Origin of the sequence: Paraburkholderia sp. IW21 (assembly GCF_041321145.1) — a bacterium.
Lineage (GTDB): Bacteria > Pseudomonadota > Gammaproteobacteria > Burkholderiales > Burkholderiaceae > Paraburkholderia.
On sequence record NZ_JBGGWA010000009.1, the window covers coordinates 101,592 to 116,022 of the forward strand.

The 14,431-nt window shown below is 58.6% G+C and carries 13 protein-coding genes; 3 read left to right on the plus strand and 10 right to left on the minus strand.

Features of this window, described 5'->3' with window-relative positions:
* Position 1 precedes the first annotated feature (1 nt).
* On the plus strand, positions 2-1,192 hold the full coding sequence (locus tag ACAX43_RS21430) for a heme biosynthesis protein HemY (RefSeq protein ID WP_370710423.1): 1,191 nt from the start codon (positions 2-4) through the stop codon (positions 1,190-1,192).
* Between the two features lie 176 nt (positions 1,193-1,368).
* Here the strand turns inward: ACAX43_RS21430 and ACAX43_RS21435 are convergent, their stop codons facing one another.
* The 3 genes from ACAX43_RS21435 to ACAX43_RS21445 all read right to left on the minus strand — a co-directional run bounded on the left by ACAX43_RS21435 (position 1,369) and on the right by ACAX43_RS21445 (position 5,068).
* A complete protein-coding gene (locus tag ACAX43_RS21435; RefSeq protein ID WP_370710424.1) occupies positions 1,369-2,688 on the minus strand; it encodes an MFS transporter in 1,320 nt (439 codons plus the stop codon).
* Between the two features lie 115 nt (positions 2,689-2,803).
* A complete protein-coding gene (locus ACAX43_RS21440) occupies positions 2,804-3,562 on the minus strand; it encodes an SDR family oxidoreductase (protein ID WP_370710425.1) in 759 nt (252 codons plus the stop codon).
* 66 nt (positions 3,563-3,628) lie between these two features.
* Positions 3,629-5,068 carry an aldehyde dehydrogenase family protein gene (locus tag ACAX43_RS21445; RefSeq protein ID WP_370710426.1) on the minus strand — a complete coding sequence of 480 codons (1,440 nt, stop codon included), beginning with the start codon at positions 5,066-5,068 and terminating at the stop codon, positions 3,629-3,631.
* A 249-nt stretch (positions 5,069-5,317) separates the two neighbouring features.
* Here ACAX43_RS21445 and ppa point away from each other — a divergent pair, with 249 nt between their 5' ends.
* Positions 5,318-5,845 carry an inorganic diphosphatase gene (gene ppa, locus ACAX43_RS21450; RefSeq protein WP_370710427.1) on the plus strand — a complete coding sequence of 176 codons (528 nt, stop codon included), beginning with the start codon at positions 5,318-5,320 and terminating at the stop codon, positions 5,843-5,845.
* 292 nt (positions 5,846-6,137) lie between these two features.
* On the plus strand, positions 6,138-8,231 hold the full coding sequence (locus ACAX43_RS21455) for an FUSC family protein (RefSeq protein ID WP_370710428.1): 2,094 nt from the start codon (positions 6,138-6,140) through the stop codon (positions 8,229-8,231).
* Positions 8,232-8,351: 120 nt separating this feature from the next.
* Here ACAX43_RS21455 and ACAX43_RS21460 read toward each other — a convergent pair whose 3' ends face one another.
* From ACAX43_RS21460 to ACAX43_RS21490, 7 genes are all read right to left on the minus strand, one after another.
* The gene (locus tag ACAX43_RS21460) at positions 8,352-8,642 is read right to left on the minus strand and encodes a PAAR domain-containing protein (RefSeq protein ID WP_370710429.1); all 291 of its coding nucleotides are present in this window, start codon (positions 8,640-8,642) and stop codon (positions 8,352-8,354) included.
* A gap of 208 nt (positions 8,643-8,850) precedes the next feature.
* On the minus strand, positions 8,851-9,342 hold the full coding sequence (locus ACAX43_RS21465; protein WP_370710430.1) for a hypothetical protein: 492 nt from the start codon (positions 9,340-9,342) through the stop codon (positions 8,851-8,853).
* 14 nt (positions 9,343-9,356) lie between these two features.
* Complete coding sequence (locus tag ACAX43_RS21470; protein WP_370710431.1) at positions 9,357-10,412, minus strand: hypothetical protein; 1,056 nt, start codon at positions 10,410-10,412, stop codon at positions 9,357-9,359.
* The gene (locus tag ACAX43_RS21475; RefSeq protein WP_370710432.1) at positions 10,409-11,014 is read right to left on the minus strand and encodes a hypothetical protein; all 606 of its coding nucleotides are present in this window, start codon (positions 11,012-11,014) and stop codon (positions 10,409-10,411) included. Before ACAX43_RS21475 ends, ACAX43_RS21470 begins: the two co-directional genes overlap by 4 nt.
* A gap of 55 nt (positions 11,015-11,069) precedes the next feature.
* Complete coding sequence (locus ACAX43_RS21480) at positions 11,070-11,648, minus strand: lysozyme inhibitor LprI family protein (protein WP_370710433.1); 579 nt, start codon at positions 11,646-11,648, stop codon at positions 11,070-11,072.
* Between the two features lie 4 nt (positions 11,649-11,652).
* Complete coding sequence (locus tag ACAX43_RS21485) at positions 11,653-12,402, minus strand: pesticin C-terminus-like muramidase (protein ID WP_370710434.1); 750 nt, start codon at positions 12,400-12,402, stop codon at positions 11,653-11,655.
* A 45-nt stretch (positions 12,403-12,447) separates the two neighbouring features.
* The gene (locus ACAX43_RS21490) at positions 12,448-14,412 is read right to left on the minus strand and encodes a lytic transglycosylase domain-containing protein (protein ID WP_370710435.1); all 1,965 of its coding nucleotides are present in this window, start codon (positions 14,410-14,412) and stop codon (positions 12,448-12,450) included.
* Between the last annotated feature and the right edge of the window lie 19 nt (positions 14,413-14,431).

Sequence of the window (14,431 nt, forward strand, 5' to 3'; positions counted from 1 at the left end):
CATGGCTATCCGGGGACTTCTATGGCTCGCGTTGCTGTTCGCCATCGCGGTGGTGCTGGCGGTGGTCGGACGCTTCGACACGGGGCAGGTGCTGCTGATCTATCCGCCGTACCGCATCGACATCTCGCTGAATCTGTTCGTGGTCGGGCTGGTCGTGCTGTTCATCCTGGTGTACGCGCTGCTGCGCATCGTGCGCAATATCTGGCGCATGCCGCAGCGCGTGGCCGCCTATCGCGCTCGCTCGCGTGTCGCAAAGGCGCATGCCGCATTGCGTGACGCGATCGGCAATCTGTATGCCGGGCGTTTTTCGCGTGCCGAAAAAGCCGCGAAAGATGCGCTCGCGAACGGCGACAACAAGGGCGCGGCCGGGTTGATCGCGGCCACGGCGGCGCACCGTATGCATGAATACGCACGGCGCGACGAATGGCTGTCACAGATCGACGAAGCCGATTGGCAGGACGCACGCCTGATGGCGACCGCCGATATGCGCGCCGACGGCCGCGATGCCGACGGCGCATTGACCGCGCTCACGGAAATGCAATCGCAGGGCGCACGGCGGATTCACGCGCAGCAGATCATGTTGCGCGCGCAACAGCAATTGAAGAACTGGGGCGAAGTGCTCAAGCTCGTCAAGACGCTGGAAAAGCGCGAGGCGATCCATCCGGCGGTGGCGGTGCGTTTGCGTCAGCTCGCGGCGGAAAACCTGCTGCGCGACCGGCGTCACAACGCCGACGCGTTGCTGGAGTTGTGGAATTCGCTGTCGACCACCGAACGTCATTCGCCGCGTCTTGCCGATCTTGCGGCTGAGTTGCTGGTGTCGCTGAATCGGCCGCAGGAAGCGCGCAAGATCGTCGAAGAGGCGTTGGCGCAGAACTGGGACGCGCGTTTGCTGCGCCGTTATCCGGACACTTCCGCGGGCGATGCATTGCCGCTGATCCAGAAGGCCGAAGCGTGGCAAAAGGATCGACCGGAAGACGCTGACTTGCTGTTCGCATTGGGCCGCTTGTGTCTGCACCAGCAGTTGTGGGGCAAGGCGCAATCGTTCCTCGAGCGTGCGCTGAAACTCGCCGATAACGAGACCTTGAAGATCCGTTCGCATCGCGCGTTGGCGCGTCTGCATGAACAGCTTGGCGATGCGGATAAGGCGAGCCAGCACTATCGCGAGAGTGCGTTGGCGATGAATGTGGTTTGATGCTTTGCTCACCGCGGCATTCTCTTGATCGGGTGCCCCAGTAGAAGCAAGTAAGAAAGCCCCCGGCGTTGATGAATGCCGGGGGCTTTTTCGTTGACTGCGTGATGCGTGACCCGTGACTCGCGACGTAGTGCGTTTGACGGCGCTTCCCGCCTTACGTCACGAGACAGGCCACCTCACTTGTCGACCATCTTCGCGGGCACGCTGATCGCCAGCAAACCGCCCAGGATCATGAACGCCGCCAGCATGTACATGCCGGAATCGTTCGCGGCAGTCGCCTGCTTGAGCCAGCCGACCGCATACGGGCTGAGAAAGCCCGCAAGGTTGCCGATCGAATTGATCATCGCGATGCCGGCCGCCGCGCCCGTGCCGGCGAGGATCGCCGTCGGCAGACTCCAGAACAGCGGCAGGGTGGTCATGATACCCATGGTCGCGAGCGTGAGCGACGCCATGGCCAGCACCGTGTTGTGCGCCCACACCACGGAGAGCACCAGGCCGATCGCGCCCGCGAACGCCGGCAATGCAATGTGCCAGCGCCGCTCGCGGTTGCGGTCCGCGCTGCGCGACACGAATACCATCGCGACCACCGCGGCCGCGAACGGAATCGCCGACAGCAGGCCGATACTGAACGCGTCGGTCACGCCGGTCGCCTTGATGATGGTCGGCAGCCAGAAGCTCACGCCATAGAGGCCCATCACGAACGAGAAGTAGGTGAGGCTAAACATCAGCACGCGGCCGTTCGTGAGTACCTCGCGGATCGGCATGTCGTGCTTGGTGGCTTCCTCGGCGGCTACCTGGCGTTCGAGCAACTGCTTTTCTTCCTCGGTGAGCCACTTCGCCTTCGAGACACGGTCGTCCAGCATCAGGAACACCAGAATGCCGACGATCACCGATGGAATCCCTTCGAGCAGAAACAGCCACTGCCAGCCATGCCAGCCGTTCATGCCGTTGAAGCTCTTCAGGATATAGCCCGACGTCGGCCCGCCGATCACGCCGGACAACGCGATTGCCGTCATGAACCAGGTGGTCATGCGGCCGCGCCGATGCGACGGGTACCAGTATGTGAGATACAGGATGATGCCGGGGAAGAAGCCCGCTTCGGCGAGTCCGAGCAGGAAGCGCATCACGTAGAACATGGTCGGCGTGGTGACGAACATGGTCAGCATCGAGATCACGCCCCACGACACCATGATCCGCGCGATCCATACGCGTGCGCCCACTTTGTGCAGGATCACGTTACTCGGAATTTCGAAGATGAAATAGCCGAGGAAGAAAATCCCTGCGCCGAAGCCGTATACCGCATCGCTCAGCCCGAGATCGGTGGTCATCTGCAGTTTGGCGAAGCCGACGTTCACGCGATCGAGATACGCGACCACGTAGCAGAGCATCAGAAACGGCGCGAGCCGCCAGGTGACCTTGCGGTAGGTTGCCTCTTCGAAAGTGGAAGGTGGCGCGCCCGCGCCGGGATGGTGGAGCGGATTTGCGGGACTACCCATGGTGTGTCCTCTTTTCTTGTGGAAATGAAGTATCGCCGTCGATCGATTCTAGCCGTGCTGGGTGGTTTGCATGCTAAATCGATACCCGGGGAAAACACTGACTTCAAGAATGACGCTACACGCAGCGGCCGCCGTCCACTTCGAGGCACACGCCGGTGATGAACTCCGCTTCGTCCGAGGCGAGATACAGCGCCGCGTTGGCGATATCCTGCGGCGTCGAAAACCGGCCGAGCGGAATGCCCGCGAGGAAGCGCTTGCGATTTTCCGGCGTATCTTCCACGCCCATGAACTCCGACAGCAGCGCCGTCTCGCCGATCACCGGGTTCACACAGTTCACGCGAATACGGTCCGGGCCCAGTTCGACGGCGAGCGACTTGCTCGCGATGATCACCGCGCCTTTGCTGCCGTTGTACCAGACGAGCCCCGGACGCGGCCTCACGCCGGCCGTCGAGGCGATATTGATGAAGATCCCGCCGCCTTGCTCGCGGAAATACGGCACGAATTCCTGAACGCTCCAGTAGATGCTTTTGACGTTCACCGCGTAGACGCGGTCGAACTCCGCTTCCGTGACTTCGAGTACCGGCTTGTTGCGATGCGTGGTGCCGGCATTGTTGACGACGATCTGCACGCTGCCGAAGTCTTCGAGCGCGGCCTCGCGCAGTGTGTGCCAGTCTTCGCGTTGCGCGACATTGCCGGCCACCGCGATCGCCTTGCCGCCGGCCAGCGCGATTTCGCTCGCCACGCGTTCGGCTGCCGCGCCATTGAGATCGTTGACCACCACGTTCGCGCCTTCGCGCGCGTAGGTCTTCGCGATGCCTTCGCCGAAACCCGAGCCGCCACCCGTGACGATGGCCGTTTTACCTGTCAACCGCATGATGTCTCCTCTCTTTGCTGTGGATGGTGATGCGTGATGCCCGACGCGCTGTGATACTCACCGCGCCTAACCGTGACGAATCGCGATGGTCTTCAACACCGTGAAGCCATACAGCGCTTCGAAACCCTTTTCGCGGCCATGACCCGAATGCTTGACGCCGCCGAACGGCAATTCGACCCCGCCCCCTGCGCCATAGTTGTTGATGAACACCTGGCCCGCGCGCAGGCGCCGCGCGAGGCGCATCTGACGGGCCCCGTCGCGCGTCCAGATACCGGCGACCAGCCCGTACTGCGTACCGTTTGCTAGCGAGAGCGCTTCGTCTTCGTCGCTGAATGACATCGCGGCGAGAACTGGGCCGAACACTTCGTCGCGCGCGAGACGGTGGCTCGCGGGCACGTCGCGCAGCAGCGTGGGCGCCTGATAGAAACCACTTTCCGGGGCTTCGGGAATCACTTCGCCGTGCGCCGCCATCGGAATGCCGTCGTGCTGCGCGTCCGACAGGAAGTCCCACACGCGCTGTTGCTGCTTCGCGTTGATGAGCGGCCCGCAGTCGAGGTCGGCATGTGACGGACCGACTCGCAACGCCTGGAACGCGCCGCTCAGCCGGTCGAGCAGCGGCTCGTAAATGGCCTGGTCGATCAGCACGCGGCTGCCTGCCGAGCAGGTTTGCCCGGCGTTTTGCACGATGGCCGACACCAGTACGGGCAGCGCCGCGTCGAGATCCGCGTCGGCGAACACGATTTGCGGCGATTTGCCCCCCAACTCCAGCGTGACCGGCACGTGGTTCTCCGCGGCCATCTGCGTGACGAGCTTGCCGGTTTCCGGCGATCCGGTGAACGAGATGTGATCGATGCCGGGATGGCGCGCGAGCGCCGCTCCCGCCTCATGCCCGTACCCGGTGACGATATTCAGCGCGCCGGCCGGCAAACCCGCCTCGGCCGCCAGGCCGGCGACGCGCAGGACCGACAGGCAAGCGTCTTCGGCGGGTTTGACGACGCACGCATTGCCGGTGGCGAGCGCCGCGCCGACGCTGCGGCCGAAAATCTGCATCGGGTAGTTCCACGGCACGATATGGCCGGTCACGCCATGCGGCTCGCGGATCGTCAGCACCGTGTAGCCGGCCTGATAGGGCAGCGTTTCGCCGTGCAGCTTGTCCGCTGCGCCGGCATAGAACTCGAAATAGCGGGCTAGCGCCGCCGAATCGGCGCGCGCCTGCTTGAGCGGCTTGCCGGTGTCGCGGGCTTCGAGTTGGGCGAGTTCTTCCTGACGGGCGGCGACCAGCATCGACAGCCGGTACAGCACGCGGCCGCGTTCGGCGGCGCTTGCGTTGCCCCAGGCGCCTTCAAAGGCGCGCCGGGCGGCGTGGACGGCGGCCTCGATATCCGCCGCGGTGCCGCGCGCCAACTGGGTGAACGGCTGGCCGTCCGAGGGATCGAGCATGGCGATTGTCTCGCCGCTTGAAGCAGCGGCCCACTCGCCGCCGATGAAATGCCTGGCTTCTTTCATGCATGCTCCTTGCAGATTCACAAACTGAGGTTCACAACCTTGTGTTCACAAACGAGAGGCACAATCGAACGACGCCCGATGATTATCGCGCCGATCCCCGCAGAGGCGCCATCGGCCGATTCGCTATAATGTCGCATTCCGCCATGTCCGGCCGCGGCGCCGCTCGTCGAGGCGCGTTTCACGATGTACGCCACTCGAGCTCACGCGCCGCAAGCCGTGTTCCGAATTCCATCTGATCAGAGAGCGCTTATGAGCTTCAATCACGTCCCTGCAGGCAAAGACCTTCCGCAAGATTTCAACGTCATCATCGAAATCCCGGCGCAAAGCGACCCGGTGAAATACGAAGCCGACAAGGACCTGGGCCTGCTCGTCGTCGACCGCTTCATCAGCACCGGCATGCGCTATCCGGCTAACTACGGCTTCATTCCGCAAACGCTGTCGGGCGACGGCGACCCGGTCGACGTGTTGGTGATCACGCCGTTCCCGCTGCTGGCCGGCTCGGTGATCCGCGCACGCGCGCTCGGCATGCTGCAAATGACCGACGAGTCGGGCGTCGACGCAAAGCTGATCGCTGTCGCGCACGACAAGATCTGCCCGATGACCGCCGGCCTGAAGTCGATCGACGATGTCCCGGCGTACCTGAAAGACCAGATCAAGCACTTCTTCGAGCAATACAAGGCGCTGGAAAAGGGCAAGTGGGTGAAGGTCGACGGCTGGGCAGGCATCGAAGCCGCGCACAAGGAAATCACTGACGGCGCCGCGAACTACAAGAAGTAAGCTGCGTCACACCGGTGGTTGATGAAAAACCGCGCGAGCCTGAAAGGGCCGCGCGGTTTTTTCATGGCCGGCTTTTTCAGAGGTCCCATTTGGCGCTCAATGCGTATTTGACACTCGCGCGCCGGGGCCGCTGTTCCAGGCATAGACGCAGCGCATCGCGAAGATGAACCGAAGGCATTTTTATAGTTAGGTGTAAACCCTTATCATGCGGTGGCCGCGGCAGACTTCCTGCCGTCGGCGTATCAATGCGCTGATGCAGTGCCAACGCGCGTTTTTGGGAGCCACCGTCCGGATGCTGAATCGCAAGTCCAACCCATCGTCGCCACGCGGGTCGAGCCGCTTATATGCCGTCGTCACCGCGATCTACCGCAGACGGCCGGTGTGGATGGTTTCGTTTTCGGCGAGCGAGGCGAATCTGTCGGAAGGACTGAGAGCCGCCTGTGCCGCCACCGCCATGCTGGTGCTTGGCAATCTGCTGCACGACCCGACCTTTGCATGGGCTGCGATCGGCGCTTTCTGGACCTGTCTCGCCGACGCGGCCGGCTCCAATCGGGCCCGCTTCGCGTCAATGATGGGCTTTGCGCTTCTGTCGACCGTGTGCGGCGGTTTGACGGCCTTCGCCTCCGGTGCGGGCACGGCGTTCGCGGCGCTCGCCGTCCTGGCATTCACGACGCTCGGTGCGTTCGGCAGGATTTGGGGCGCCGCTACATCGCAGGTGACGATTCTCGCTGCGACCGCGTGCGTCGTGATGGTCGACCGGCCGATGCGCGAGCTCCGGGAGGGCATGGCATTTCTTGGCATCTACCTGGCCGGCTGCCTGTTTGCCATCGTGCTGAGCCTGACCGTGTGGCGCATCCATCCGTTCGGTGCGAGCCGGGCTTCGCTGCGTGCCGTGTATCTGCGCCTGGCGGATATCGCATTCGACAGTGCCCGTCTGCTCGACCAGCGCGCGGCGCCCGGCGCGTGGGCCACGCATGCCGCGAAATTTCGCGCCGATGCGCGCGTTGCGCTGGAGCGCTCGCGTACGGCACTCGCGAACGTGCCTGGATCGAGAACGAGTGGCCGGGAAACCTACGACAATCTCCTCGCCCTGCTGACCGAAAGTGAAGCGCTGTTTGCCTATCTGATCGCGGTTACCGGCGCCTGCGAAAAAGTCCCGGACGACTTGCGGCATGCGCGACGCGCGGCTCGACTGCTGAGCGGGATGGGCGAGGCGCTGCGAAGAATCGGCGCAGCCGCCAACGAAGCGCAATGGAGCCGTCTCGCCGATCTGCAACGACGTTTGCGCCGCCTTGCCCGGCGACTTGAAGCCGCACTGATGGAACCCGTGAAGCTTAAATCCGACTTCGAACTGGTTGATTTCGCGCCGGCGTTTGCGCAACCCGGGGGGTGGCAGGCTGGCGCCGCCACGCTGTTGACGCGCACGTGGTCGACACTCAAGGCGAACCTGTCGAGTCAGTCTGTCGGAATGCGCCACGCTGCGCGCGTGGGCGTCACGACGACGACGGGCTTTCTGGTCATACGGGCGCTGGGGCTGCCATTCGGCTACTGGGCCACCATGGCGACGCTGCTGATACTGCAACCGTCCATCGCCGCGACCTGGCCGAGGAGTATCGAGCGCGCTGCCGGCAGCATCGTCGGCGGCGTGCTGGCGGCCGGCATTGGTTATGCGATCCATTCGCCTCTTGGTATTTCGTTGGCGGTGTTTCCGCTGGTGGTGGCCACGATGGCGCTACGCCCTGTCAGCTACAGCCTCTTTGTGCTTTTCCTGACGCCGACCTTCGTGCTGGTCGCCGACCTTGCGACGCCGGGCGTCGGCGAATTCGCCTATGCGCTCACGCGTCTGGGCAACAATGTGCTCGGTTGTGTATTGGCGCTGCTGGCCACGTTCTATTTGTGGCCGACGCGCGAAAAGGCCGACTACCGGGCCTACTTGAGCCAGGCGGTGCGAGCCAATCTCGCGTATCTCAGGGCCGCACTGGAGGACACCGGCCGGGGCGAAAACGACATTGAACGCTTGCGCCGCGCCGCTGGATTGGGCAGCAATAACGCCGAGGAGGCCATCGGCCGCGTTCGACTCGAAAAGCTCGAAGACTCGATGGTCGATACGGTGTCGCTGACGATGCTGAGCCTGTTGCGAAAAATGGCGGGAACGGCGACGCAACTGCGCCTGAGCACGAACCGGCACAGCATGCACGACGAGCTCGGCACGTGGATCGCCGCCACGAGCGCCGACATCGACGCTGCGTTGAATCGGACGTTACGGCCGATACGGCGTGAGCTTCCCCAGCGAGACGGGCTGACGTCGCTGGAGGCGGATGCGGTGGGGGAAATCGGGTTGATGCATCGGCTGCTGACTGAGCGGATGCGGGAGGCGAGGGGGTAGGCGGCGGGGATGCGTGAATGGGGTATTTCGTTCCCTCCGGTCATTGCCGCAAAGGAAGGTGCGGAACAATCACACCTTTCCATTGGCTGAAGGCCGCCTTTGGATTTACCTGCCTGATTCTCAGGCGCACATTCCCGACTGGTTTTGCGAGGCGATGAGCAACGGCTTGGGCTCGCACTTGCACAGGCACCAGTCATAGCTCAACGCCTGTTCACGGCCATCGACCCCTCGGTTTGGCAAACGCCTGCCCACGCAGAGAATTTCGCCCGTTGTGTTGCATTTGGGACACCAAACGGGATCGCCCTCATAGGCAACCGCGCGACCGTGAAGCTGGTGGGCTTGCGAGTTTGCGTAGACCGTTCCTCCCGCCGTGGTGGCATCGCCTTCGCGGATATCAAAACGTTGGCTCATTCTTAATTCCTTGAAAACAGGTTTGTATCAGGTGGGAACTGACTTTATGTCTTCGTCATGGTGCCGCAGGGGGCACGAAATGCCACTGCTCAAACTCGGGATCGAATAAGGCGATCTTTTCACATTCCGAAGCGCCTTTGCCCGATCGTTCGACTGAACCGATTGAGTCGATTGCGTATTCGATTGCGGTATAACGGCGCTCGGGGGGCTAGTTGAGAAATTCCCTTGCGGTTTCCTGCCACGCATAGAGGCCGGCGAGTTCGCGAAGCTTGGCGTACTCGGCGAGCGCGATGTCGTCGACTTCGAACATGAGTGGGTCACGAGCCCATTGGTGCGTCACCCTCGAATATCTTGCCAACCTGCCGCTGGGTCGAAGTAGAAGCCGGCCGCTTTTGGTGGGCCAGCCGAGGTGTATGTCGGCGACCAGGCCGCGTCCGTCGAGGTCGCGAAACATGTATCGACCGAGATCCGACGCGGACATGACCAGATACGGCTTGCCGAGTCTTGTGAGGTGAGCCGCTTCGATCATGGCGTCGAAAGGCGTTAGGAAGCAGGTGATCGCCCTACCGAGTTCGGTTCGTTCGGAGCGGACATGTGGGATTCCATTGTCGTCCGTGAAGTACAGGACATAGGCGGGGATGATGCTGAAGAAGGGATTTGCATTGTTGTCGTGCGGCAGTGCTGAGAACATGTTCTGCATGAGTTTCCTCCGGTTTAATTTACGGTCAACGCGTCTTTCGGTGGAACTCCGACCCATACCCCATGAAAATTATCAGAGAGTTGATTGAGTATGAATAGACCAGTTGATGCGTTGCGCTCGTCCGTTTCCAGCAAATAAAATAAATTACCATTGCTATATCCATTTAAGGAGGCGTTCACTTTTTTCCTGATATAGGAGCGGTCGACTTTCAAGCATCCGTTAATTTTGGAAATTGTGTAATTAATAGTTAATCGGTTGGAAATTTTCCCGGTCCATCGTGATGAAGCTGCAGTGCCGTTATTTTTATAAAAACACTGGATGTTTCCATCAAATATGACTGATTGATCTTTAAGGTCCGTCAGTAATGAAAAGTGCGAACCATTGGTTTTCGGGATAAACTCATAGCCGGAAACGGAAAAAATCAGGCTGCCGTTTTTATTGAAAATTTTTATTATTTGATCTTTAGAATCCGAAGCTCCGCCAGCACTGCATCGTGCAATGCGATAAGCGCCATAATTCAACCCGACCGCGTTGGGGCATGCAGGATGAGGAACGGTTTTAAGCCACTTTGGTTTATCGCTGTATAGCGTCATCCCGTCTTGATTAATCATTGTGGAAACGTCAATTTTGCTTAATTCTGTTTTATTGCACGATGTCCCAACCGAAAGCAGGTCGTCAACGGCGTCGTAGGCGATTTTGTACGCGCAGTTGACGTAAAATTTTTTGCCGGACCGATTTATTGGTGCCACGATATGAAACTTGTTTCTGGAACCGTTTGAATCTATTACGAGAGCAAGTCCTTTTCCGGCAAGAGGCAATACGCCAGAAGAAAGAGAGGTTTCATTTACGGTCAAGTTGCGATATGTTCCGATCAATTTTTCATTCTCGTAAAATTCAATTGGGCCATGGCGATCTCCCACTTTAATCGTCACGTCGGTTGTGCGACTGTCATGTGGAGAGTCCACCCTGATCGTTTTGGAAATCGCAGCAGCATTAGCTTGAGAAATGCAACACGCGGAAACAATGGAGAATATAGTTTTTTTCATGAAAATATGACCAATCATTATCATGAGCGTGTTCGGTTCATATTAATAATTTTTAATTGATTCAGTCTGCTGCGAATTAACGCCGCATCCTTGAATGGATAAGTGACAGTGATCCCATCTTTCACTCCATCCCATCCCAGACCGAACTTATCCATCATCTTGTCGTCGCGTATAAACGGGTGCGTATTGCTTTCGCGGTTATATTTGTATATGTAGACTTTATAAAAATCTCCCTGGAAGTCGGATGCATGAGAGGTAACTGGCCATTTCGCTAACGCGACAAAAATTTTTCTTTTTAAAAATAGGGTCGTGATTATTTGTGGGCTTCCGCCTTCAACCTGATATCGATCAATAGTGGCAGTTGCGACTCCTTTGCAAATCCATTTCACGGCTATTTCATGAGGTTGCGAGCCAGGCGCGTTAGTCTCATTCGTGGGGCGCTCCGAAATGAATTCTACGGTGCAGCCCTCTTTGATTTGATCGGCCGGAATTACCAACGGTGAAGGGCTGGAAGCAGCGGATGCGAAGCATAGTTCGCTTGCAGAAAGCAGTAGCAGTGAAAATATCAGCTTCTTTACCATCTGGATGTCGGCAATGAATCCGAGTCGGTCAGCATCGCGAATCATCCTCCGTAATTTCCGCGTCTCGTTGTAGCAGTGCTGTTCATTCGGCATCGTGAGGTTACCAGTTTTTGTAAAAATTCATCCTCGCTACACAAACGCCGTGCTCCTCTCGAAGCTTGGCGTGAGTCATTTGGCAATTAGCTTCGACGTATTGCAACCAGTCCTGATTTTTTCCATCTGGCGTATCCTGAGCTAATTTAATGAGTACCTGTCCCTCATTGCCATGTTCATATTCATTCGCCATGAAATTTAAAGCCTGCTTAAAATCATTCATACCATACGCGTTATCAAGGAAAAGGAGTTCGCGGGTCCTCGTGGACGTTACCGATTCCAAACAGGAAAATTTATCGATACTCGCTTCCTGGCCTGGGCTGGTTTCATCAAATGCTGCTTGGCAGTACTTGGTCTTGTACTTAATCCAGTAGCGTTGCGCCTGCTGTAGCTTCTTGCGATCCGCATCCACCCAATTTTTTTCCATAGCCTGATAAACGCGATTTAATTCAAAATCAGCTTCCTTGAAATTTGATTCAGCACAAGTCTCAATCTCGCGCGTTATCTGACTGTCACATACCGACCTGGAATGAGCGGAATTTGACAGCATAAATAATCCCGCCAATAGCATACTAATTCGCTTCATTTATTTATCTCCAGCAATTGCAATTCATGCCTTCTTCAAACAAATTCGCTTCTTCATCGCGTCGAATCAGAAGTCCTTTTTGCGTAACCGACTCCCACAGTGTTTTCATGGCACGCAATTGGAGTGGAACGTCAGATACATTATTTGCACTAATATCAGCCCGAATCGCACGCATATGTACTCTCGTTTTCTGCCCAGGCTTGTCCTGCATCCCTGGACCGCGATTAATCACGAGATCCAGGAGCGCGCCCGAGCAATGAGGGTGAAGATTTGAGGCGCCCGGAAAGGCGTCAACCGTCTGTTGAGCATATCGTCGCTTCATGACCGTCGCCAAACGCAAGGCCATATCCATCGTGACAGGTATGTCTGCCAGCGAAGGCTGTATATGTCTGGCTTGATCTCCATGCTTTCCAGCCGCTCTTTGGAGTCGGGTGATCTGAGCAGGCGAAAAAATGTCGTTCAGATCGGTTGCAATTTGAGCAGGACTCTGTTGCCCCAAGTCATAGCCATAGCCAATCGTTACGCCGCTTGATTGGTCGCCGCCTGGAACATACGGATGATCCTTATAGCCTTCATTAGAAAGAATAAATTGAAAAGATTTCTTGGAGATTCTGAATGTACCTTCCGTAGTCTCAAACTCGAACACTTCTGTTTTACATGTCGGGGGACAACCGCTGAAATTCGCGATCAGACCAATAGGGTGAATATGCAGCACCGTCGCGCTGGGAGGAAAACCTGCAATCTCGCCCTTCACATCGTTCCACCATTGCAGCTTATGGATACGTTGCAACTCAACCAGCTAGTTTTCCTTTGCGTTTCGCATCAGCGGCGTAATTGCGTCCCATCGCGACATATCTCCGCCCCATTCGCTTTCGTAGCGCAGGATCAGGTGTGATAGCGCTTGCGCGAGCCATGGCGTGCGCATTGCGGTCTGCATGGCCTTGGCCGTGACCTTCCCAGCAGGATTCTCCTGTTTGGGCTTGCTACTGGCACCGTAGGTCGGAGGGGGAGCCAGCTTTGCAATCGTCTGTTCTAGTTTCTGCAACAACGGACTGCCATTGACTGCTGTGATCGATGGTTCGAATTCCTTCTGTTCCTTCCAGTCCGCCGCACCGGTGAGGACCAGGTTGCGCCTGAAGGCATCTGCGAGATCGATACCGGTGGCGTCCACCTTCTCAAACCCAGGCCATGCCCACGGACTCTGCCACTGTGTACCGGGATGGTCCTTTTCGCAGACCCAGCCCGTAGCCGTGCGGCCGTCTGCATTGCCAAATTTCACGCACCACCAGTGCGTCTTGCCGTCGTCAACGGCCTTGTCCCGCGCGCTCAATCCGTCGAGTTGACTGCGTGGATACACCAGCATAAATGCGTTCGCCGGGTCAGCCATCTTTTGCAGGCTAAGCGGGAACTGGCTCCATGCGGGCGTTGCGGCCGTTGCGGTTGCGAGTTTCTCGCGCTCAATCCAGACAGGTGGCCCCTCGGGCATAAGCAGGGCTGTGGTCGAGTCGTAATATCGCGGTTGCACCTTGATCCAAGGACCGCTTGCGGGACTGTCCGGTGTCACATCAGCCCGATACAGGACATGCCAACTGCACAACTTGCGATCCGCCGGAGAAATGTCTTTCACCAGTTTCGCACCCACATTTATCACCAGGAGGGTCCGCTGATCGACGGGTAACTGTGCCGCCCGCGCGCGGCTTTTGTCCAGAAAGGCGCTGAAGCTATCGTCGGCAAATACTTCAAGATGCAAAAGCTGGCGCTTCGGCACAGGCGGCAGCGGCGTCGCGCGCTCGTAATCGTGATACTCACCGATCTGGCCGAGCGGCGTCCCGGCCTTGACGAATACCGGCTTTGGGGGAATCACCACCAGACCCACCGGGTCCGGTTCCTTGATCCCGTGCAGGTTCGGCTTGTACAGCCAGCCCCAGTCGTTTTTAGGCGTGACTTTCGCGCTATCGGTTTCACTTTTCCACGGCACATTCTGGTCCTCCCATCCGAAATAGCCGCCATTGACCGGGCTGACCATATGACCCGCCGTGATGGTCTTGATGTGTACCCACTGGCCGCGCGTCTCGCTGGTGATGACCTCGTTGCCTTCAGGCAGGAAGCCGACCTGCTCGCCCGCCGTGAAGCTTCCGGCCTTCTTACCCGCCTTCGGCTCCGTCCAGACAAATGCGCCCGTCGCCCCGGTCGAGCCTCCCTCAGGCGGGGCCATCTGATGATCCTTGTTTTGAACGCGGTACGCGTCAACATCCAGCCACCACCACGGACGCTTCAGTTGCTCATCGGCCAGATAGGTCGCCCAGTCCGCCGTGTGCATGTAGAGACTGTAGATATCGTGTGACTCGTCAGCTGGCTGTACACCCGTGCTGTTGGGTGCGGGTGGCAGCGTCAGCGTATGCCGTACCAGCGCGAACCCGGTCGAGTACATGGCCCACTTGCCGTCCTTGAATTGCAGGTGCGGATAGGCGTCATCGATCTTGTAGGCGACGATGTATCCGTCAGCAATGCAGCGCACGCCGTCCTTTGTCTCGAACATACCGACGCTGTTGTTCAGGTGGATACCACCGTGCGGAAACCCATTGACCCCCAGCGGGAAAAAGCCGTCATCCATTCCAGCCACTGCCTGATAGAAGGTCTGCGGGCTGGTCACTTCCTTGTTGTCCCTGTCTGGAAACGGATAACGCCACGTCAGCGGCGCTGTCTTTGGAGTCGGCGCGGGGGCCGGTGTCGGTGCTGGATGCGGATGAGCTTGTGCGGGCATGCTTGTACGGTGTGGTAGT